This is a genomic window from Gemmatimonadota bacterium (genome assembly GCA_022560615.1).
Lineage (GTDB): Bacteria > Gemmatimonadota > Gemmatimonadetes > Longimicrobiales > Gaopeijiaceae > UBA1138.
On the sequence record JADFSR010000009.1, the window covers coordinates 81433 to 102732 of the forward strand.

Sequence of the window (21300 nt, forward strand, 5' to 3'; positions counted from 1 at the left end):
GTCGTCAGCCGGTGCGTGGCTCACCGCTGGTCCTCTCGCCGGAACAGCACTTCCCTGAACGCTACGTCTTCCGCCGCAAGCGCGAAGACCGTGCACGGCAGGCCGGACGTTCGATTCCTGAGTTGCTCATAGTATGCTGCGAAGTCGCCTTGGTCGGGTGCGGCCATGCCCATGATGATCAGGTCCGCTCCCCGGGAGGAGTCGTGCAGCAGGTCGAATGCGCTCCGCTCGCCGCTCACCAGCACTTCGGTCTGGAGGCCCGTGCGTGTCTGTTCCAGCATGTCGGTGAGGTTGCGTCGTGCGTCCTCCGCCGCAGCCTCACTGGGGATCACCATCTTCAGCCGGATGTCCACCTCACGCCACGCCAGGCTCGTCTTCAGCAGATACCCGAGAATCATGAGGAGCGCCCCGTTGCCCTGCAGTCCACCCCACCAGATGTCGATCCGCTTGCGGTCGCCGAAACCCACGCGATCCGCGTCGCGCACGATGACGACGTTCCGCTTGGACTGCCAGAAACGCTCGATCATGGCGCAGTACCGCGGCCTGTGCTGGCTCTCCTCCGAATCGCCGAGAAGGATCGTGTTCGGGACCAACGGCCCGAGGCCGTAAGCCTCCACGAGTTGCTCAGCTCCGGCGAAAGGATCCCCGGCCGAGATAACCCGCACGAAGCCGTGGATGCCCCGCTTGCCCAGGTAGTCCTGGACCTTTCTCTCCATGGCGCGCTTCCGGTCGTGCGTCACAGACGTGTCGCGGAGGATGGTCGCTATGGAGAGAAGGCCCTTGTTGTGGTGGGAGAAGTCGGCCGCCAATTCGATCAGGTGCCAGCGGCGGGTCGGGGCGCCGGACAACACGAGAAAGTGGGGCCGCCAGTTGCGGGGATCTAGCGAGAGCCGGCCGAGACGGAGTAGGCCCGCACGTGTGATCATCATCAGGATACCCTGGCGCACATCGCCCCACGCTGCCTGCATTCCGCGGCGCTCCAGCCACACGAACACCCCCAGCACGAACAGGCCCGCCGCCACCGTCGCCGCCGGGTTGATGAGGAACATCACCGAAGCGCACCCCGCCGCGCCGGCCAAGGAAAAGATCCAGTGCACGCTCAACCGGGGACGAAACGAGGGGCTTCCCAGAAAGCGCTCGATGCCAGCGGCGACGTTCAGGACCCCGTAGGTGGTGAGGAAGAACATGGTGAGGATCGGCGCGATCATGTTCAGGTCACCGAACCACACGGCCACCAGTGCGATGCCCAGCGTCAACGCGGTGCCAAAGCGCGGGCTGTCGTCCTCGCCGCTGCCCTTACGCAGCCACGAGAGCCACCGCGGCAGGATCCCGTCTCGGGCCATAGCCTGGAGCACGCGGGGCGCGCCCAGGATGCTGCCAACCGCGCTGCTCAGGGCTGCGCCCCAGACACCGAGTAGGATCGCATTGCCCCACAGCGAGATCCTCCGCATGACCAGGGGATCGCTCACCAAAGTTTGGGTGTCGACGCGCATGGCCAAGAGCACCGGCAGCGTCATGTAAATGACGTATCCGACTCCGATGGCGAGGAACGTTCCCTTGGGGATGGCCCGACCGGGGTCCGCCAGGTCGCCGGACATGTTCACTCCGGCCATGATGCCCGTGACCGCGGGGAAGAAGACCGCGAAGACCACCCAAAAGCTTTCGGGCTCGACCAGTGTCGAGGGGCCCAGCCCCTGGGGCTCGACCCCTTCCATTCCGCTCCCGAACACCAGAGAGAGGAGCGACAGCGCGACGACCGCCATGATCACGTACTGCGCCCGGATGGCGGCCCGCGCGGAGATGATGGCCAGGGCCGCGACGGCCAGCGTCGTGACGATGCCCACGAGCCGGGCGTTCAAGGACGGGAACACGCCTGTCACCGACTCGGCGAAGCCCACGGTGTAGAGCGCGACGGAGAGCCCCTGGGCGAGGTACAGAGGGATTCCCACGGCGCCGCCGGTCTCGATGCCCAGGGACCGGCTGATCATGTAGTAGGCGCCACCGGTACGGACCCGTTGGTCCGTGGCGATGGCAGCCACGGACAGCGCGGTGAGTAGGGTGATCGATGTTGCCAGGGTGACGATGACGAGCGTCCCCCCCAACCCCACCTGGCCCACGACCCACCCGAAGCGCAGGTACATGATCACGCCGAGGATGGTCAGGATCGACGGCGTGAATACGCCTCCGAACATCCCCAGGCCGCCTTCGCGTCCAGGGATGACTTCGGATTGACCCGGCGGTGTGCGAGCGTTCTGCCCGTTTTTGGGTCGGTCGGCCATGAGTGGTATTCTCTGGGTCCGGAACCGACGGATCAAGTCGAACTCGGCCCCCGTTGCCGCTCCGAGGCACGCAATGGGCCACGAATCGCGGGGCGCTCCGCTTCGTGAATTCGGCGCTCACTTCGGCGCTCACTATGGGGCTGCTCATCGTCGTTCTCGCGGCCACTGTGCACGGTGATGAGCGAACCTTCCGCGAAGGACTTCTCGTGCTCATGCGGGATTTTGCCACGCCAGGAACGGAGGCGTACGAGCTGCTCGACGACGTGACCGTCGTCGTTGCCCCGGAGATCAACCCGGACGGCTCCGAGGCGAGCGTGCTCGGCACGCGCGGCAACGCCCCTGGGGCATCGACCTCAACCGCGACTACGTGAAGCTCGAGCAACCGGCCATCGCCCACTTCGTGGGCAACCTGATCAGTGAGTGGCGGCCCCACATGTTCGTCGACGGTCATGACGGTGGCGCTCAGGCTCCGACGCAGACGCTCGAGGTCGGAGCCCGCGCCGGTTATCTCGGCTACCTCGCCGTCGTCCAGTTCGCCGCGGACCATGCGGATCGCCTCATGGGCGTGGTCGCCTCCGCGCGCCGAAACGATCAAGATGGGTGCGGCTCCGCGGGGTGACGTCACGGTCGAGCGACCAAGACCCGTGCGCGCCCGTGGGCGTGCCTGCTACCGCGCTTTGCGGTCGATGCGGTCACGATGCTGCGCCGGCACGGCATCACGGTCGAAAGGCTTACCGAGCCTGCCGAGTTGCGGGTCAATGCGTACACGGTGCCGCGGTGACCTACGAGGAGGCGTTCTACCACGCGGCCACGACGGTGGTCGAGGTCGGTGAGGTCGTTAGCCAGATACGTATGTTCTCTGCCGGAACCTACGTAGTGCCGACTGCACAGCCTCTCGGGCGACTCGTGGCGCATATGCTGGAGGTCGAGACCCGGGACAACGTCGTCTATTGGAATGCGATGGACGCGTGGATTCCGCATTCACCTGTCGTGCTGATCTTCAAGCTGATGACCCCGACGCCGTTGTCGACACGGGGGCTGGGCGGTTAGGCTCGCCGTCGATCGCGTTGTCGATCCCCACGGTGACGGCGCCGAGTTGGGGGTCGACCTGGCGGGGCGAACGTAGCGGTCCGCGCCGTTCGCCTCGGAGCTCACGGCGCGGGTGAGCATGGGGGTGCGCAGCAGAACTGCAAAGTCGTTATTTTCGAACATGTCCACTAATCGCCGCTAGGGATGTGGGATGCCTGAACTGTCGCCCGAAGAGCAGCTGAACATTGCCAGGGGCCACCTCGAGCGCGTTCAGGTAGCCTGGTACGATCCGGTCGATTGGGCCGACCTATCGAACTACGGCCTCTATGCGCTGGAAGTCGGAGTCATGGCCGCTGCGAGGGAAACGGGCCTGGCGGTTAAGGCCACACATTGGGCGAAGGCCGCGGCGGCAGGCGAGCTGGCTGAGGCCCACGATTTGGACGACGTGTCCGATTTGATGGCACGCCTCAATGAAGCCAGGAAGGCCGCTAACTACGGTGATATCGAAATGACTGATGGCACTGCTTGCGAGAAGCGCCTTGACTCGTTGATCGAGGCATGGCCCACGTCCGAGACCAGGCGGCGTGCGACGCAAGTCATCGCCGGCCTTTGCGAGTCCGACTCGGTCATCGCCGTGGTGGTCTTCGGTTCAGCAGTTCGCAAGGCTGTTTGTAGCTTCGACCTGGACGTCCTTTACGTATACGCTGGGTCCAAACCCGAAGTCCCGGGCCCGACCTTTGAGATCGATCTGCGAGGTTACTCGGCACCGAGTGTTGAGCCCCTGATTGCTGAGGGCCACGACCTCCTTTGTTGGTCAGTTCGCTATGGCCGTTGCGTCTGCGAGAAGCGTGGATACTGGTCGGAGCTGACGACGCGATGGATCGACCGCGTACCGCTGCCCTCGGCGGACAAGGCGCGACATCGTGCGGACAAGGCTCGGAGCCTCTATAAAGACACGCTCGCTATTGGTGATGTGGATGCTGCCCTTGAGCAGTACGTGACTTACCTCACCCACGAAGCACGGGCTCGGCTGGTCGACGCCGGTGTTTTCCCGGCGTCTCGGCCGGAATTGCTGGCTCAACTCGAATCTGCTGGCGCGAGTCTTCTTGCCCGTGAGCTCCGTGGAGCCCTACATCGCCGAAATGTACGGGCGCACGGAGGTGACAAGCGTACGCATCAGTATCTTCTAGCCGTCCTAGCTCGCTTGTCGGCACCGGCTTCCGCCGCCTAGGGCAGCTCAGTCCAAGAAGCGATGTTTACCGCGTTCAGTCGGCTGGCCGGCCGGGCGATTTCATAGCCGGAAAGAGATGAACCAGGAACGTTTCGACAGTGCGTCGACCTTTGAGCACTACCTCGAAGGCGTGGTCAAGAACCGTGAGCTGTGGCACGCCGTCTTCGAGCGTGTCCGGCTGCCCGATGAGCTCGTGACCGCCGCGCGCGCACTGTCTGGGGGCTGGCACCTGGTTGCGCTGTCGGAGGACTGGTGTGGCGACGCCGTGAACACGTTGCCCGTCATCGCGCGTCTGGCGGAAGAGGCCGGCTGGGACCTGCGCGTCCTGTCACGGGACGACAATCCGGACCTCATGGACACGCACCTGACGAACGGGCGGAGTCGTTCGATTCCGGTGGTCATCGTGTACGACGAGGACTTCAACGAGGTCGGCTGGTGGGGCCCGCGGCCCAGCGAGATCCAAGCGTGGATCATGGACGAAGGACTCGGCGTGCCATCCCCTGAGCGGTACAAGGTCGTGCGGCGGTGGTACGCCCAGGACCATGGCCTGACCACGCTTCGGGAGCTGCTCGACGTGTTCCGCGCGGCGGCCTGAGGCAGCGATGCCGCTGATCCACAAGGACGGCGTCCCGGCGAACACGCATCCTCTCAACGTCGTCGAAGTGCCGGAGGACTTCGTCGCCTCCGTCGAGCAGGTGACCCGGCCTCCGCTGTACGAAGTGTACATGCGCATGGCGGAGGAGCTCGCGAAGCGCTCGACGTGTGCTCGTCTACGTGTTGGCACTGTCGTGACGGACGCCGACCTCGAGCACGTCGTCTCGATCGGGTACAACGGCAACGCTCGCGGCTTCCCGAATCGCTGTGACTCGGACGAAGTGGGGATGTGCGGTTGTATCCATTCGGAGATGAACGCGCTGGTGAAGTCACCCGGCGAGATGCGGGACAAGGTGGCCTTCATTACGGCGAGCCCCTGCAAGATGTGCGCGAAGCTGATCGTGCAGGCGAACGTTTCCTATGTGTTCTACCGCGAGGCGTATCGCAAACAGGAGGGTTTGCAGGTGCTGGAGCAAGCGGGCGTGGTTGCCGTGCACTACACCCGGTGGAAGGACGAATGGCGGTAGGCGAATCAGCGCCTGGAAAACATCTGCCGTCCCATTAGCTTCAGCCCTTCCGGCTCCGTTGCACAACGTACGATGAGCGCCCGCCGCGCGTGGAGAGTCTCCCCTTGAGTCAGACCGTCGTTGCGGGCGCAGATACGCCCTTCGGTCGCTTTTTTCTTCCCGGTCCCACAGAAGTCCGCCCGGAGGTCCTAGAGGCTCAGACGCGTGCCATGATCGGGCACCGCGGGCCGGACATCCAGGAGATCGTGGGCGAGCTTCAGGATGGTCTCAAGCGTGTCTTCGTCACCGACCGCCCTGTCTTCATCTCGAGCTCCTCTGCGACGGGTCTCATGGAGGCTGCCGTCCGCAATGGCGCGTCCGGCAAGGTGCTCTCGCTCGTGAACGGCGCGTTCAGCCAGCGCTTTGCCGACATTGCCCGAGCGTGCGGTCTCGATGTCGACGAGGTAGCGGTTCCGTGGGGCGAGGCGCATGACCCAGCGGCTGTAGCCTCCGCGCTAGCGGGCGGCGGATACGATGCGCTCACCGTGGTTCATTCTGAGACGTCCACGGGCGTGCTCAACGACCTTCCGGCGATCTCGAGCGTCGTCGCGAAACACGCCGACACGCTCCTTCTCGTCGACTCGGTCACTGGCTGCGGGGGCGCCGAGCTGCTCACCGATGCATGGGCCTTGGACTTCGTGCTGACGGGCTCCCAGAAGGCGCTGGCACTCCCTCCCGGCCTTTCGTTCGGAGTGGCATCCGAGGCGATGATGGAGCGTTCGGCGTCGGTCACCGGGAAGGGCCACTACTTCGACCTCGTCGCATTCGCGAAGAACCTCGACAAATTGCAGACCCCTACGACGCCTGCGCTCTCGACCATGTATGCGCTTCAGGTCCAGCTCCGGCGGATCGCCGACGAGACGATCGAGGGCCGGTGGGCTCGCCACTCCGCGATGGCTGAGCGTACACATGCGTGGGTCGATGACATGCGGGCCGACGGCGCTTATTTGCGAGTGATGGCGCCTGAGGGGTACCGGTCCCCGACGGTTACCGCCGTATCGCTCCCCGAGGGGATGAGCGGCCCACGCATCGTGAGCGCGATGAAGGAGCGCGGTTGGGTTATAGGCGGCGGGTACGGAAAGCTCAAGGAGACCGGCATCCGCATCGGTCACATGGGCGACCACACCGTCGATGAGTTGAATGAGCTTCTCACGATCCTTGCGGAGGTGATCCGATGAGCGCCGAGTTCAGGGTCCTGATCACGGACAGCGTCTCGGACAGCGGCCTCGAGCCGCTGCGGGGCGACTCGCGATTCGAGTTGATCAGGATCGACGATTCGTCGAACCCGGCGTTCGCTGAGACGTTACCCACGGTCCACGGGCTCGTCGTGCGTAGCGCCACCAAGGTGCGCGCCGAGATGCTCGAGAAGGCCACCGAGCTCCGCGTCGTCGGACGAGCCGGTGTCGGCGTGGACAATATCGACCTGGAGGCCGCGACGGCCCGCGGCGTGGCTGTGCTCAATGCGCCGGCCGGCAACACGGTGTCGGCGGCGGAGCTCACGATGGCGCTGATGCTCTCCATGGTGCGCCGGGTCGCCGAAGCGGATGCCTCGGTCCGGCAAGGCGAGTGGGCGCGGGCCCGTTTCAAGGGCGCGGAGCTGCGGGGGAGGGTTCTCGGACTGATCGGCGCGGGCCGTATCGGCGGCGAAGTAGCGAAGCGGTGCCACGCGTTCGGCATGCGAGTGCTCGCCTACGACCCCTACCTCACGGACGAGCGCGCCGAGGACCTGAGGGTTGAACGCGCGACGCTCGACGAGGTCATCGAGGGAGCGGACGTGCTCTCGCTGCACGTGCCGTTGACGGACGAAACACGCGGCATGATCGACGCCGCTGCGCTATCCCGCATGAAGAAGGGGGCGTTCCTGGTGAACGTGGCTCGGGGTGGCGTAGTGGACGAGGCCGCGCTCGCGACATCGCTCGCCGAGGGACAGCTGGGAGGCGCGGCTCTCGACGTCTACTGCAACGAACCGCTGGAGGAGGGAAGCCCGCTGCGCGATGCGCCCAACCTCGTCCTGACCCCCCACTTGGGTGCCTCGACCGCCGAGGCTCAGGAGCTCGTGGCGACCGAGATCGCGGAGGCGGTCCGCGTCGCGCTCGCCGAGGGGGACCTCGCCAGGGCGGTCAACGCCCCAGCGATCGGTGGCGAGGCGCTGAGAGCGTTGGGACCGCTCTTCGATCTGGGGCGTCGACTCGGACGACTCGGGTGTGCCCTCGCGCGAGGCGGCCTCGAAGGCATCGAGATCCGGTATGCCGGAGAGTCCGAGGAGGCGTTGCGGCCTCTCTCCGCGTACGTGCTCATGGGCCTGCTCGAAAACATCGTCGGTGAGGACCAGGTCAACTTCGTGAGCGCCGCGCATATGGCGCAACAGCGCGGCATCAGTGTTTCGAGGACTCAGCTAGTGCGCCACACCGACTACACGGAATTCGTCGAAATCGTGGTCAAGGCGGAGCGAGGCGACCTGCGCTTCGCGGGGGCTCTGCTGGGGGAAACGCACTCGCGGATCGTGCGAATCGGTGAGTTCCACGTCGATATCGTGCCCGCAGGAACCCTCATCGTGCTCAGGAACCGCGACGTGCCGGGTGTGATCGGGCGCGTGGGGACGCTCCTAGGTGATCACGGGATCAACATTGCCGAGTACCACCAGGCTCGTCAGGCGAAGGGCGGCGATGCCTTGGCTGCCGTGGCGGTGGATGGGGACGTCGACACGGCTGTGCGAGATGCCCTGTTGGAGCTCGACGAGGTCTCGAAGGCTGTGGTAGTGCGGTTGGGGTAGCCGGCGGCATCATCAGCCGTGAGGAACTGCTGGCATGGGGCCCACGAGCTCCCGATAGAGCTCCAGGTGCCGGTCCAACAACGTGTCCCACGAGTAGGCTGCCGGGACCCCGGCAGAGGCACCGGCTCGGAGCCGACCGAGCCTCTCTGGGTTTGTAGCCAGCTCTACCAGCGCGGTAAGCATCTCCGAGTCCGATGCCACCAGGGCACCATTTTCCCCATCCTCGATAAACGACCTCACACCACCTTCCGAGCGGGCCACGACCGGGATCCCGCAGCTCAGGGCCTCTAGAGCAGCGATGCCGAAGGACTCCAGCACGCAGGCATTGGCAAAGATATCGGCTCGGGACAAGAGCGCGCGGACGTCCTCAGCGGTGCCGGTGCCCAGGAAGTGGACTGAATCACCAAGCGCCAGCCGTTTGCATAGCCTCTCGAGCTTTCTGCGGTCCGGACCGTCCCCGATGATCTCCAGTGTGACCTCGATCGCCGGCCCGACCTCTTCACGAAGTCTGGCTAAGATCGTGAGCAGCGCATCCACTCGCTTCCGGCGCTGGAGGCGCGCCGCTGTGACCAGCCTGAGCCGTCCCGGCTCAGGCGTTCCCCGCTGTCGAATCCATTCATGGGGATCGACGGCGTTCTGAAGTACGTCGATCGGGCGCCCGGGAGCCATCCAGCGCAAGTCCTCGGCTACCGCCTCGCTGACGGCCGTGGCGTGAAACGACCACTGTCGCCAACGCAGCATCGGCTGGGCCATGACATACACCCAACCGAGCCGGCGGTAAATCGAGTGCAACGTCGTCAGCACCGGGATGGACGCACGCGAGCCGAGATACGTCGCGACCATGCTCGCCGTGGAGCCGAAACTCAGGTGGCTATGGATCACATCGTACTCGCCGACCTCGAGTACGCGACGGATACCGTGCGCCAGTCGCCACGGGTTCAGAGAAACGCCGAGCCCCGGCACGAGTCGAACGGGGATCCGTTCCACTGGGACCCCGCTCACGTCCTCGGGGCCGGGCCAAGGCGTGATCACTCTGGCGTCGTGGCCACGTTCACGTAAGCGGTGGGCCAGCGAGAGCACGTGCTTCTCGATGCCTCCCACTCTTGGGTAGAACCAGTCGGTGACGAGGGCGATTCGCATCCCCAAAGCTGGAATGAGTCCGAGGGTGCAGCAACGGCCCAACTAGACCCCACCAGCAGTGGAATTCCCAACGCATCCTCCATAGGATTCACCGACCCCCCCTCCGCATTTCGCTCCGTGCCCTGTTGAGATCCCTGGTTCGCCATCCACTCGGGGTCCTCGGACTCTATCTGGCCGTGACCTTCCCCCTGCTTCTTGGCGGGCTCTTGAGCGGGGGTGCGGTCAGCGGTTGGCCCATCGTCCCGGTTCACCTGGCGGCTGGCGGCGGCGCGCTCTGGTGGGCCAGCCGGAGAGATCCGGACCAGTGGGTAACTCTGGCGTTAGCGCTGGTGGCGATCCCTGTCGCCTACGCCGAGGTGCCGTGGCTGAACCAAGCCTTGGCCTCGGGATACCGGGATCCCCTGGTTCTGGCATGGGAGCGCACGCTCACGGGCTTCGACCCGTCGCGAGAGCTGGCTGGGCGGTTCTCGTGGCTCTGGTTGAGCGAGCCCCTCCACCTCGCCTATCTCAGCTACTACCCGGCGATCTACGTGCCGCCCATCGTGCTGGCTGTGCGGGGTCGGCTTCGGGAAGCCACGACCACCGCACTGGGTATCCTCATCGCTTCTGTCGTCTGCTACCTGGTGTTCGCCGTTTTTCCCGTTCAAGGCCCCCGCTATTTCGGTCCCCCGGAGGGCGTGCCCGACGGGCCCATGCGGCGCCTGACCCTCCTGATCCTCGAGAACGGATCATCGACTGGGGCCGCATTCCCGAGCGCGCACATGGCCCTCATGGCCGCGCAGGCTGTGCTCGCCCTCCGCCTCCAGCCCAAGATGGGCGTGCTCTTGACCTTGGCCATGCTGGGTGTGGGGGTGGGAGCCGTGTACGGCGGCTTCCACTATGCCGTGGACATGGCAGCGGGTGCATTGGTGGGGTTGGCGAGCGCTTGGTTCGCGCTGAAACTCCACGGCGCACGTAGCACGGGTCCTACCGGGAAGTGAAGGTCGGAGCGAAGTACGTACGGAACACGGGCCCGCGTCCCTTCTCGGGCCCGCCAACGGGCCACGCCACCTCGATGTGCGTCACGGATCGTGTCCCAGCCGGGAAGCCCAGCCGGATTCCGCCTCCCAATGCCACCCGCCAGCCCGTGTCGATTGCGAAGGGAACGTTGTTCGCCCAGCCGCGGCCGAGGTCGCCGAACACGGTGAGCCCCAGGTCCATGGCTGGGCGAAACCACGGGAGATTGACCCTGTGTTCGGCAAAGGCCACCACGGCGCTACCCGTGGGGACCTCGTCATCCCGATAGCTGCGGACGCCCTCCTCCCCTCCCAGAGCGAGCTGGTGAGGCTGGTCTACATTGCCGTGAACCCAGAAGTGCGTGCCCGTCACGAAGGTGTGGACGGCCGCACTTCCAGGCTGGACATAGGCGAGCGCGTGGCCGCGAAGCGACAGGTCCCGCCACGGCGACTCTCCGTTTTGTGCACTGCGGTAGCGGCCTTCGGCCAGTACGGTGGTAACCGCGAGGACAGGACCACGGGCACCGCTGAGGAAGCCCTCCAATCGACCGTAGCTGTACGGGCGCGAGGTGCCCCATGTCGTCACCGCCCGGCCCACCGTGAGGTTCGCCTCGCTTCCCAACGCGACGTTTTGCTCGCCGGTGATGCGATCGAGCCCCCTGGCGGTGGTGAAGCGAAGGCGCCGGATGCCCACAGTCGCGCCGACGCGCAGCCACGAATCGGGATTATCCTGCGGGGCCAGACGTGCCACGAGGGAATCGGCAGCGGTGACCGCGTCGCCGAAGTCTCCTTGCCAAACCTGCCTGGCCGGACCAGACACTTCTCGGTGAAGGAACTCCATCTCGCCCGCCACCAGGGTTAGTGCGCCGGGCACGCCATACCTGCGACCCAGCCGTAGGAGCCCGTCGAAGTCCTCGAGCGGTAGCAAGACGTGGGAGATCTGCGAGTGGTCCCCGGTGAGATAGGAGTGCTCCCGGTCTTCGAACCCGAAGCGACTTTCCAAGGAGAAGCGCGACGACTCACCTACGAACGGGTACGACAGCTCCTCTCGGAAGAAGTTGCCGGTCCTCGTGGAACCGCCCGCAATCGAGGCGTTGGCTCGCGTGTCCAAGAACCTCTCAGTGGAGAGCGTGAGGCCTTTGTCGCGCCGCTCGCGGAAGTTCCGGTAGCGGAACGAGAGGCGGAGGCCGCGGCCAGCCAAGTTCTTCTCTGTGAGGGCGATTCCCTTGAACTGAAATCGTCCCTCCACGTCGAAATCGGTGCTGAACTGTGTGCTCCACTCGTCCCAGGTCTCCACCTGGACTACCCAGGTGGAGTCCGGGGCCAAGTAGGCGCCTGCTTCCACGCGCGCGATGAAGTTCAGCTCCCGGATGAGACGCGCCGACTCATCTACGACCGCTGCATCGTAGCAGTCGCCCTCTCGCAGCAGCAGCTCGTCGCGTAAGTAGCCCTGGCGTGTACGGATGTGCATCCAGTCGGCGAAGCCCAGCGCCCACGAGAAGCTGCGGTCGTGGATGTCCTCGGGGGAGAACAGGGAGTTGTTCCGGATCTCGATTCGGCTCACTGCGCCCAGCGCGCATACCCCCTCCTGGGCGGCAGCGTGGGACGTTGATCCCTCCCCCAGAATCGCTGCGCAGACCAGAAAGAGAACTGACGCGACGCGGGCGCCGCGGGGCGACAGCGTCGTAGCAGTCGTACCAGTCATACCAAAGGGGCGGAAGGGTGTCACCTGGTGGGTGCTGGCAAAGGAGGGAGCAACCGGTGGCACGCCCCTCAGAGGGTTGTTGGGCAAACGACGTCTATCAATAATAGCGGACACTTCGACCGAAGGACTCGCGTTTTCTGGCCGACATCGCCCTGAGGCGCGCGCTTCTACTCAGAGGACCTGGTCGCATCACTTTGCCACTTGCACGCAAGGCGGCTCTGGCGGGCTGGAGCCAGTTGGGCTGGTTCATCGCGCTCTCGGTGGTCTGGTCTGGGCTGCTTCTCACCCTTCCCCTCGACCCCGACTACACCTCGGGAGAGCTCCTAGATCATCTGGAGTCCTGGCGGGCATCGGGCGTTCTCTACCCTGGCTTGTCTCCTGAAGCTCCGTACCGTGTGCTCAACTACCCTCCGTTGGTGTTTGTCCTTGCCCGCGGACTCGGGCTACTGGGCATGTCCGGGCTTCTCGCGGGACGCCTCGTCAACGCTCTTGGTGCGCTGGCGCTGGTTGTCGCCGTAGGTGCGTGGGCCAGGTCCCGCGGCGTCCGCGGTGCCCGGCTTGCGGGCACCGTTGGACTCATGGGCGCGAGCTTCCCGATCCTGTACGGATTGGGGGGATTCCACCTCGAGATCTGGGCGGCAGCGGGGACGGTGGCGGGATTCGCGCTGTTGGACCGGGGGAGCTCTCGGTGGGCTGCGGTCTTGGGCGGAGTCGCGCTTGCGATCGCCTGCTTCGCAAAGCAGACCCAGCTCTTTCCTGCGTTGGTTGCACTGGCGTGGGTCGCGTCACGGAGGCGATCCATGGCTCCTGCGGCCGTCGCGGCGTTCGCTGCCAGCGGAATAGTGGGGGCTGGAGTGATCACTCAGCTGTGGGGGCTCGAGGCCTGGCGCCACATGCTCATCTATACGGTGGGCACTTTCTCCCTTGCCAACCTCGGCCTCCAAGCCGTGAGCCACCTTGCGCCCTGGGCGATTCTCTTTGGCTTCCTCGTCCGCACGGCCCGTGCGGATAAGCAGAGCTCCCTGGGTGACATCGTCTTCTGGTACTGGTGCGGAGCCCTGCTCTGGTCTCTTTCTGCGGCCCGTTTGGGCTCGTCCTATGCGTATTTCCTGGACCTTCACCTGGCCACGGTGATGTGGGTAGGGCCTAGGCTCTTCGACCCCCTGTGGGCGGGGCGAGCAGCTGTTTGGCGATGGCTCCTGGCGCTTCAGGTAGTGGGCGCGAACGTCGGTGTGGGCGCGGCGCTGGCCACCAACCTCGCTCGGCTCCGGGAGGTGGAGGAGGACTTGCCGGAGCTGTGCGCGCTCTTGGAAGGGCAACGCGATGTTCTGGCTGAAGAAGCCGGGCTCGTCAGAGCGTGCGGGCATGCATCGGTGATCCACCCCTTCATCCTGTCCTCCTTGGCGAGCCGAGGACTGTGGGATCCGGCCCCACTGGAAGCGGATCTGCGCAACGGGGCTTACCCTCTGGTCCTGCTACCCTTCGATCCACGCGAGCCGGCCGGGGGCGTTCACGCGGAGCGGTGGCATCCGGCCCTCCTGGCCGCCTTCCGAACGGCTCCGTCGGTCGAACCGGTCGGGGCGGGGAGGTGGCTGGTGAGGTGGTGAAGCTACGACGCTGGCGGTGGATCGTCGGTTGGGCGACTCTCGTCGCGCTCGTGGCCGTAGCGGCGAACGGCCTGGATTGGCCCCGACTTCTCGGTGCCGCGGCGAGAGCGGAACCCGGCTGGCTCGCCGCGGCGGTTCTGGCGAACGGGACCATCCTTTTTTTCGCCACCGCCGAGTGGCTCCTCTTCGTTCCCGCCGGAGCCCGCGTTCCTCCGCGGACCATGTTCTCCATCGTCGCGGTCACGAGCACCGTCTCCAACGGTGGTCCTCTGCTAGCCGGTCACGCCACGGGCATCCATCTGCTTGCCACACGGGCTGGGCTGGGGCCAGCCGGGGGTGTCTCGCTCACCATCCTGGACCAGATAGCCGAGGGGCTGGCGAAGTGGACCGTCTTGATCTTGGCGGCCGCCATCGTCCCGGACTTCGAGTACCGCGCTGCGGGTATGACCATCATTCTCGGTGCGCCGGCGCTGGCGTTCGGCTTCGCCGCTCTGGCCCGACGAAGAGACTTTCTGGACCGCCTTGCCGGAGAAGCTCGTGGTCGGATGCGCGCCGTCCTCCGCTTCATTTCGCAAACGGTTCACCGCCTCGACGCAATCCGGCGCCCCGCGCCATTCGGCCTCGGAGTGGCGTTGGCGATCGCGAAGAAGACCGCGGAGGCCTTGGGAATAGCGGCGATCGCGCTGGCCTTGGGCGTGGACCTGCTCCCGTGGCATGTGGTGGGAGCTCTGCTCGCCGTCAGCCTCAGTACCATGTTTTCGATAACTCCGGCGAACCTCGGTGTCTACGAAGGAAGCGTCTTCCTGGTGTTCCGGGCGGCGGGCGTCGATGCGGACGTCGCGCTGGCGCTGGCGCTTCTCAGCCACGTTGCCTACCTGCTTCCACTCGCGGGCACGGGCTTAGCCCTAGAGTCACTGCGGATATGGAGAGGTCTAGAAGGGTGATCGGAAAGGGAGGCGGGCCGCGTTGCGGTGCCACGGCCTCATATTCTAGGCGGAGCTTCGAAGGCATAGCCGTCGCGGGCACCGCCGCCGAAGGCGGTGGTCCGAGGAGCTCCAACGACGGAGATGGGGCCGTGCCACCGCAACCCACAGACTCGTCTGTTCATTTCATCCCGGTGCTGGGCACATGGCGGTTGCGCGGTTGATCCATCGTCTCTCCTCGTCGGACCACCGCCTTCGGCGGCGGTGCCCGCTAGGCTACGACTCCTCGTCGTTCCTTGCCTGAACGCGCGCAAGCACCATGTGCGCGGCCCACCCCCCTTTCCGATCACCCTTCTAGCGTACGAGCGTTGAGTTCCGAGCTGCTCGGAGTACGGCCCGGTCTCCGCGGCTGTCGCCGTACGCGTGGAGGATCTCCTCGCCGGGTCGCATGACCTCTCGAACCCGCAGCAGCTTTTCGGCGCCCCAGCAGGGCAGACCCTCGAACCGGCCGGTCGCCACGCCGTCCCGGAACTCCAAGCGCGTGCCCAGCACGGCGTCGAAGCCCAGGATCCCGCGTAGAGGTTCGAGGCAGATCGCCAGCGAAGCGCTGGCCAGGATGAGGCGATGACCCTCACGAAGGTGTTCATCCAGTCGGTCCCTCGCGTTGGCCCGGAGAGCGTTGCACAGCTTCGAATGAGCGAACCGCTCAGCAGCCGCTTCGAGCTCTGACCGGTGCTTCCCGCGGAGAGTGCGGGCGACCATCCGCTCGTGGAGGAGCCCCTCCCATCGGCCGCGCACGCTGCCCACACGGCGCTGGTTCCCGCGGCGCTCGGCCAAAAAGGCCGTGCCGAGATCGGGTATCGCCCATGTCCCCGCCCACAGAAGACCCAGCCACGCCGAGGGACCACCTGCCGTGAAGCGGAGGAACGGGACGCTGATGTCCCTCTTCGTGAGCGTGCCATCCAGGTCGAAGACCACCACCGGCTGGGCCACTTGCCGGCTGCTACACCCGAGTCTCGTAGATCCGATACCGCTTGTAGGGCACGACACCTAGCTCGGCGACGAGCCGCGCAATGTCGGAGTTCGTGTCCTGCGTCCAGGAGATCTCTCCCCGGGAGTACCGCCGCTTTCCCCGCGTGATGGCCTCGTAGATGAGGACGAGGGTGCCTCCCTTCCTCCGGTATTGTGGAAGCATGCCGAAGACGGCCCACCGCGCCGCCTGGCATCTCCTCGTCTTGAGGAGCCACAGGAGCCGGATGAGCCTCAGCCACCGCGGAAAACGCTTGAGCTCGGTGAGCAGCACATTCAGGTCCGGTAGGGCGATGGAGAGCCCGGCGGGCTCTCCGTTGGCCTCGGCGATGAGTATGGCCTCGGGATCCAGCTGTCCAGCGAGGTCCTTGGCGAAAGCCTCGGCCATCTCCACGGATAGCGGCATGAAGTTCCACTCCTCCGCGAGGCACTCGTTGAAGAGCCGGGTGATCAGCTGAGCCTCTTCGTGCTGCCTCTTCATGTCTATAGGTCGCACCGTAATGCCCAATCGCTCGCGCACTCGTTCGGCGAGCCCTCGCAGCCTGTGGTCGAAGCTCTTTTCGAGCGAGGGGTCGACGTCGTACGCCACGAGGTCGCGAGCCTTCTCCAGTCCGAGGGACTCATAGACGTCCACGTACCATGGCGGGTTGTAGGGCATGCCGAAGTACGGCCGCTTCCCGAATCCCTCGACTTGAAGTCCGCACTCGTCGTTCTGCGTCGGGTTGAATGGGCCTCGGATCAGGTCACGGCCCTGCTCCGCCAGGTCCTGGCGGACTTGCTCGAGCAGCGGGCCCGCCACGTCCTCGTCGGCGAACGAGAAGAACCCGAAAAACCCCGTGGTATCGCCGTGGAACTCATTGTGGGTTCGGTTCACGATGGATGCGACGCGCCCGACCGGCGTCCTTGCTCGGAACGCGACGTAGGCGCGGAGGGTGCCGCTGAGGTGGAAGATGTGGCCACGCCCCCTGAGCTTGGCGACCTCGCCCGGGATCGGCGGTACGAACGCCGGATCGTCTCCGTGCAGAAGTTCTGGAATTCGCTCGAAGAGGCGCCAATCACGGGCCGTGCGGCACCGCCTGATGTCGAGTGTCTGCGTCAACGGCGCGCTCCGACGGAGAGACCGGTCACGGGAAAAGCGCCGAATCATCGACGTGCGGATGGGGTGAGGCAAGCCGGTTTCGAGTGAATGCCGCTCGGCAGCCCGCGATGCCTTCCCGCCGGCGTGCGGGTTCGGTAGCATGTGGCCCACGATGGCGAGCCTCACTGAGATCTGGAGCAGGCTGCGCGTGGCCCTGGAGCGTCAGGCTGCTGACATCGCTTTGCCGCTACCGCTGTTGATCGGCGTATCGGCTGCCCTCCATCTCGTCGTTGCGGTGCTCGCAGTCAATCCTTGGCATCCGGACGAGCACTTCCAGATTCTGGAGCCTGCCTGGGCCAGAGCGGGTCTCGCCTCCATGGACCAACTTTCGTGGGAGTTCCAGGACCGGATCCGTCCCACGCTCCAGCCCACCCTCGCGCTCATCGCGCTGGTGTCCATGCGTGCGGTCGGCCTCACCAGCCCGTTCCTGTGGGCGCTCATGCTGAAGCTGGGGACGCTCGCGCTCTCGATGGCGACCGTCGTGTGGATCGCGCTCGCGACCTCCCGATCGTTGGACCGGCCGGGGCGTCGAGCTCTGTGGCTCACGAGCCTCTTCCTGTGGTTCCTCCCGCTGTTCCACCAGCGCTTCTCATCGGAGAACCTCGCCGGCCTAGCGTTCTTCGCGGCGCTCGCGTTGCTCGGGCGGGAAGGCTCGTTTCGCGCGACCTGGGCCGGGGTCCTCCTCGGCCTGGCATTCGTGTTCCGCTTTCAGATGGCGTTCGCCATAGTGCCGCTGCTCATCTGGTTGGCTTTCCATCGGGGCGATCGAGAGGATGGGGCCGGTGGCTGGAAACGAACAGCGCAGGTGGTCGCGACCGCGGGTGCCATCGTCTTGCTCTCGGTGGCTGTCGACTCGTGGTTCTACGGTGAGTGGCTTTTCACCCCGTGGGCCTACTTCCGAGCGAACCTCCTGGAGGGCGAAGCGGCGTCCTTTGGGACTTCTCCTTGGTATTTCTACGCGGTGCAGGTCGTGCTCTGGGCAGCTCCGCCGTTGGGGCTGGCGCTGGCGCTTCTGCTCGTATCGGCCGTCTTCGTGAGGCCCGGCAGTCCTTGGGTCTGGTGCTCCTTGGCGTTCTTCGTCGGCCATTCGCTCATTGGCCACAAGGAGCTCCGTTTCCTGTTCCCTCTCCTCTACGCGGTCCCGGTCTTGGTAGCCTACTCGGCTTCCGCGTTCGACCGTATCCTGTCGGCGGGGCTCTGGAGGCGCGTCATCGTGTGGCCGCTGGCCGCGCAGAACCTCCTACTGCTCGCGGTGCTCGTGACCCCGGCGATCCATCGCGGCAAGGAATTCGATTGGCACTACTTCCGCACGCTTTGGGAGGTCTCCGAACGGGCCGAGGGCGCACCCGTGTTTGTACTCCACGCGCTGGAGGATCCGTACGCAGTGCGGGACCTTCGGGCCAACGTCTACCGACATCCATCGATCGTGGAGATCCCGCTCGACCCGGATCGACGTCCGGCGGAGCTCGTTCCGCCGGCGACTCCGCCGAGCCGACTCCTGTTCGTCACCCGTAACGACGCGCCTCCCGATTTACCGGGCTCGGTAGCTCTCGAGTCGATTTACGAGGCGGAACCCGGGTACGTGCGCATGGCCCGCCCGCTCGGGTTCGGGACTGCCCGCATCGTCACATGGCTCGAAGCCGTCGACCGGTGGACGATCTCCCAGTGGCGGCGAAGGGTCTACGAGGTGCGGCGCGAGTAGGTCGCCTGGCAATCCACGGGCTGCCGGCGATGGACCGGTCTCACCAAAGGCTGGGCGTGAACTCCAAGTCCCTGTCGTACCGCCACAGGGAAGCACGACCCGCTTCGGCGACGAGGCTCAGACCGGGGACGTGCTCGATGATCTCCCGCCAGCGAGCGGGAGCACCGTGCACGAACCAGAAGTCGTAGTAGCGTGCGGCGTTGAGGAGCGTGTTCCATCCTTCTCGCTCCAGGAGGCTACAGTCCGGGGTCGAGACAGGATCCCCGGGTCGGCAGAGACGACCATCCGCGAGGCTCTGTGCATGGTTTTCCGCGGTCGCTGGAAAATACGTGGCCGATGACGGAATCCGCCGAGAGACCGGCATGAGCCCCATGAACGTGAACGAGAAGGGCGAGTGGACCGTGCGGTCGGTGGGGTGGTTCGCCCACAGATGCAGCAGCGGACCGTGAGTCAAAGACGGCCCGCTGGGATCGAATTCCAACGGGTATAGCCGCGCTTCGTCCGGGAGCTCCGTGAGCACAGCGACGGCGTCGTCCACTTCCTGATCCACACGGTTCATGCCGGCCCACAGCGCAGAGGCCATGAGGACAGTGGAGGCGACGGCCGTCGCCCGTATCCAACGCGCCGTGGAGCGGCGCCCCGGCGCCGAGTCCGAAAGCCCGAGAGGAAGGAACGCCCAAAGAAAAGGCAGAAAGCGTTCGTTCAAGTGCGCACCGCCGTGCCCTTCGCTAGGGAAGAGGAAATACGCCAAGAGCAGCGCGAGCCAGAGCAGCCGACCTCGTCGCTCTCCGTCGCGGAAGCTCATCCATGCCATGGCCACCGCGGCGACCAGAGCCGGGACGGCGGCGAACAGAGCCCACGCTGAGAAGCCCGAAAAATTGTAGTAGACGAGTCCGGCCACGAGCTCGAGCGGGGGCTTGAATACATATGGGTTGGAGGGTGAGGCACCCGCCGCCATCGGCAGCGCGAATCCCATCAAGAGAAACACGGCCAGGACTCCTCCGGCGCTCCACATGTACGCGTCGGGACGTTCCCGCCGTCCGGCGGCCAACCAGAGCCAGGCGAGGGGCAGCACGAAGAACGCGAAGGGATGGGCGAGGAAAGCCAGCCAAGCGAGGACAGACATCGCCGCGAGCACCTTGGCCGAGGGCGTCTCGGCGACTCGCCGAAGCAAGATCAGCACCGGGAATGTGAGCGCCGTCGCGGCCAAGAAGTTGTACATGCCGGTGACGAACAGCGCATGGGTCGTCATGGGAAGGATCCACACCCACAGACCCGTGTGGCGAGGAGCCCATTCGGCCAGGAAGCCGCGGTAGCCCACCAGCAGGAGAATCAGGAACGCGCCGACGAATAGCCTCTCGTAGAGCTGGATCGGGATGCCGACCCGCGCAGCGGCCAGCGCGTAGCCTCCTGCAAAGAGCACGTTGGTGCGCAGGAAACCGAGGTGCGCTTCATACACCGGATCGGGAGTGTCCGCGGTGATGAGGCGCTCCAAGAGAACCGCGACCTGTCGATGATTCGCCCCGTCCTGTGTGTGCAGTGGCACCAGCGCGACGTACATTGCCACGAGCGCCACGGCCAATCCGAGCCCACGAGCGTGGTATAGCCGCGAGTTCATGGATCGACCGCCTCGAGGTCGGTCATGCGCACGAAACGGTCTCCACGCCGGGCAAAAAACTCGATCGTGCTCGAGAGGCTCTCGAGCGCGGCCGTGCCGGTGCCGAACCGACAGTCCCACGGGATCGGCGCTTCGGACTGGTCCACGAACTCCCAGGGATGGACGAAGAGTACGACCGGTGTGCGCATGAGTCCGAGCAGCAGGTTGCGCACCGCCGGGGGTGCCCGCAGGACCGACGACGTCGTGGATGCCGGAATCCGTCGGATTGGGCTGCGGGCGGGGGTACGGAACCAATGTGTGGGCTTGTACCGACCGCGGGACGCATCGATCGTGAACCCGTGAGCCTCCAGGAACGTCATGTAGCGCTCGGGAAAGTCCAAGTAGGGCGCGCGAAACGACGTCACCGGGGCGAAAGCACGCAGCAGCGCGGCCGAGCGAGCGATCTCGCGCTCCGCCTCGTCCGGCTCGAGCGCCGAGAACGAGCGGTGCGTGTGCGCGTGGCACCCGAGCTCGTGACCCGCGTCGACGATGCGGCGGATCAGCTCCGGGTAGCGCTCCGCGGTCTCTCCGGTTGCGAAGACCGTCGCGAGCAGGTCGTTAGCGGCGAATAGGTCCAGCACCTGGGGCATCCCCCGCTCGACGCCCACCCACCCGTCCAGATAGGGCGGGCAGTCGGGCTCCAGATCCACTGTCAGGCAGACATCCGACACGGTCCCGTCAGCCGTTCCCCTCGGCGAGGAGCTCGTTGAGGTATCTGTGCGCCAGGCCCTGGTAGTCGGAGTCGCCGGGATGCAGGAAGGGTAGAGACGTCGCCCTGCGGAGCTGCTCGATGGCCTCGGGCACTCGGTCGCGCCGCTTGAGCGTGTTGGCGAACCCGACGCGGAAGGCGATGGCGGTGGGCTCGATCGCCACGGCGCGCTCGTGATGGTAGACAGCGTCGTCCCAGTTCGCCTGGGCCAGCGCTTCACCGC

Annotated in this window: 20 protein-coding genes; 12 read left to right on the top strand and 8 right to left on the bottom strand. The window is 65.7% G+C overall.

Features of this window, described 5'->3' with window-relative positions; genetic code table 11:
• Positions 1–20 precede the first annotated feature (20 nt).
• Positions 21–2279, bottom strand: coding sequence for an amino acid permease (locus IIB36_07780; protein MCH7531657.1), 2259 nt, complete (start codon positions 2277–2279; stop codon positions 21–23).
• Positions 2280–2383: 104 nt separating this feature from the next.
• On the opposite strand from IIB36_07780, the gene IIB36_07785 reads away from it, so the two are divergent.
• From IIB36_07785 to IIB36_07820, 8 genes are all read left to right on the top strand, one after another.
• Positions 2384–2650 (top strand): hypothetical protein, encoded by a 267-nt coding sequence (locus IIB36_07785; GenBank protein MCH7531658.1) that lies wholly within the window; start codon positions 2384–2386, stop codon positions 2648–2650.
• On the top strand, positions 2647–2898 hold the full coding sequence (locus tag IIB36_07790; protein ID MCH7531659.1) for a hypothetical protein: 252 nt from the start codon (positions 2647–2649) through the stop codon (positions 2896–2898). The genes IIB36_07785 and IIB36_07790 overlap by 4 nt, the downstream gene beginning before the upstream one ends.
• A 158-nt stretch (positions 2899–3056) precedes the next feature.
• A complete protein-coding gene (locus tag IIB36_07795; GenBank protein ID MCH7531660.1) occupies positions 3057–3329 on the top strand; it encodes a hypothetical protein in 273 nt (90 codons plus the stop codon).
• 190 nt (positions 3330–3519) lie between these two features.
• Positions 3520–4539: a hypothetical protein gene (locus IIB36_07800; protein MCH7531661.1), complete on the top strand. Its 1020-nt coding sequence runs from the start codon at positions 3520–3522 to the stop codon at positions 4537–4539.
• 76 nt (positions 4540–4615) lie between these two features.
• Positions 4616–5134 carry a thioredoxin family protein gene (locus IIB36_07805; protein MCH7531662.1) on the top strand — a complete coding sequence of 173 codons (519 nt, stop codon included), beginning with the start codon at positions 4616–4618 and terminating at the stop codon, positions 5132–5134.
• Positions 5135–5141: 7 nt separating this feature from the next.
• Complete coding sequence (locus IIB36_07810; GenBank protein ID MCH7531663.1) at positions 5142–5660, top strand: CMP deaminase; 519 nt, start codon at positions 5142–5144, stop codon at positions 5658–5660.
• A 104-nt stretch (positions 5661–5764) separates the two neighbouring features.
• A complete protein-coding gene (locus IIB36_07815; protein MCH7531664.1) occupies positions 5765–6877 on the top strand; it encodes an alanine--glyoxylate aminotransferase family protein in 1113 nt (370 codons plus the stop codon).
• Entirely contained in the window at positions 6874–8472 is a 1599-nt protein-coding gene (locus IIB36_07820; protein MCH7531665.1) for a phosphoglycerate dehydrogenase, read from the top strand. The genes IIB36_07815 and IIB36_07820 overlap by 4 nt, the downstream gene beginning before the upstream one ends.
• A gap of 12 nt (positions 8473–8484) precedes the next feature.
• Here IIB36_07820 and IIB36_07825 read toward each other — a convergent pair whose 3' ends face one another.
• On the bottom strand, positions 8485–9612 hold the full coding sequence (locus tag IIB36_07825; GenBank protein MCH7531666.1) for a glycosyltransferase: 1128 nt from the start codon (positions 9610–9612) through the stop codon (positions 8485–8487).
• Positions 9613–9788: 176 nt separating this feature from the next.
• Between IIB36_07825 and IIB36_07830 the strand changes: the two genes are divergently transcribed.
• Positions 9789–10592 carry a phosphatase PAP2 family protein gene (locus tag IIB36_07830; protein MCH7531667.1) on the top strand — a complete coding sequence of 268 codons (804 nt, stop codon included), beginning with the start codon at positions 9789–9791 and terminating at the stop codon, positions 10590–10592.
• Here the strand turns inward: IIB36_07830 and IIB36_07835 are convergent.
• A complete protein-coding gene (locus IIB36_07835) occupies positions 10579–12171 on the bottom strand; it encodes a hypothetical protein (protein MCH7531668.1) in 1593 nt (530 codons plus the stop codon). The genes IIB36_07830 and IIB36_07835 overlap by 14 nt on opposite strands.
• A gap of 335 nt (positions 12172–12506) precedes the next feature.
• Between IIB36_07835 and IIB36_07840 the strand changes: the two genes are divergently transcribed.
• Both IIB36_07840 and IIB36_07845 read left to right on the top strand, forming a co-directional pair.
• Positions 12507–13919, top strand: coding sequence for a hypothetical protein (locus IIB36_07840; protein ID MCH7531669.1), 1413 nt, complete (start codon positions 12507–12509; stop codon positions 13917–13919).
• The gene (locus tag IIB36_07845; protein MCH7531670.1) at positions 13916–14863 is read left to right on the top strand and encodes a flippase-like domain-containing protein; all 948 of its coding nucleotides are present in this window, start codon (positions 13916–13918) and stop codon (positions 14861–14863) included. Before IIB36_07840 ends, IIB36_07845 begins: the two co-directional genes overlap by 4 nt.
• Before the next feature lie 333 nt (positions 14864–15196).
• On the opposite strand, the gene IIB36_07850 is transcribed toward IIB36_07845, so the two are convergent.
• Positions 15197–15835, bottom strand: a complete 639-nt coding sequence (locus IIB36_07850; protein MCH7531671.1) for an HAD-IB family hydrolase — start codon at positions 15833–15835, stop codon at positions 15197–15199.
• Positions 15836–15845: 10 nt separating this feature from the next.
• Entirely contained in the window at positions 15846–16970 is a 1125-nt protein-coding gene (locus tag IIB36_07855) for a hypothetical protein (protein MCH7531672.1), read from the bottom strand.
• A 151-nt stretch (positions 16971–17121) separates the two neighbouring features.
• Here IIB36_07855 and IIB36_07860 point away from each other — a divergent pair, with 151 nt between their 5' ends.
• Complete coding sequence (locus IIB36_07860) at positions 17122–18711, top strand: hypothetical protein (protein MCH7531673.1); 1590 nt, start codon at positions 17122–17124, stop codon at positions 18709–18711.
• Positions 18712–18751: 40 nt separating this feature from the next.
• Here the strand turns inward: IIB36_07860 and IIB36_07865 are convergent, their stop codons facing one another.
• From IIB36_07865 to IIB36_07875, 3 genes are all read right to left on the bottom strand, one after another.
• On the bottom strand, positions 18752–20329 hold the full coding sequence (locus tag IIB36_07865) for a hypothetical protein (GenBank protein MCH7531674.1): 1578 nt from the start codon (positions 20327–20329) through the stop codon (positions 18752–18754).
• On the bottom strand, positions 20326–21039 hold the full coding sequence (locus tag IIB36_07870; GenBank protein MCH7531675.1) for a polysaccharide deacetylase family protein: 714 nt from the start codon (positions 21037–21039) through the stop codon (positions 20326–20328). The genes IIB36_07865 and IIB36_07870 overlap by 4 nt, the downstream gene beginning before the upstream one ends.
• A gap of 7 nt (positions 21040–21046) precedes the next feature.
• Positions 21047–21300, bottom strand: a 254-nt coding sequence (locus tag IIB36_07875; GenBank protein MCH7531676.1) for a tetratricopeptide repeat protein, incomplete at its 5' end; no start/stop codon positions are given.

Bases quoted from the DNA above. Each gene is read 5' to 3' on its own strand.
- IIB36_07780 (MCH7531657.1), bottom strand. From the start codon at position 2,279: ATGGCCGACCGACCCAAAAACGGGCAGAACGCTCGCACACCGCCGGGT.
- IIB36_07800 (MCH7531661.1), top strand. From the start codon at position 3,520: ATGCCTGAACTGTCGCCCGAAGAGCAGCTGAACATTGCCAGGGGCCAC.
- IIB36_07805 (MCH7531662.1), top strand. From the start codon at position 4,616: ATGAACCAGGAACGTTTCGACAGTGCGTCGACCTTTGAGCACTACCTC.
- IIB36_07810 (MCH7531663.1), top strand. From the start codon at position 5,142: ATGCCGCTGATCCACAAGGACGGCGTCCCGGCGAACACGCATCCTCTC.
- IIB36_07820 (MCH7531665.1), top strand. From the start codon at position 6,874: ATGAGCGCCGAGTTCAGGGTCCTGATCACGGACAGCGTCTCGGACAGC.
- IIB36_07825 (MCH7531666.1), bottom strand. From the start codon at position 9,612: ATGCGAATCGCCCTCGTCACCGACTGGTTCTACCCAAGAGTGGGAGGC.
- IIB36_07860 (MCH7531673.1), top strand. From the start codon at position 17,122: ATGGCGAGCCTCACTGAGATCTGGAGCAGGCTGCGCGTGGCCCTGGAG.
- IIB36_07865 (MCH7531674.1), bottom strand. From the start codon at position 20,329: ATGAACTCGCGGCTATACCACGCTCGTGGGCTCGGATTGGCCGTGGCG.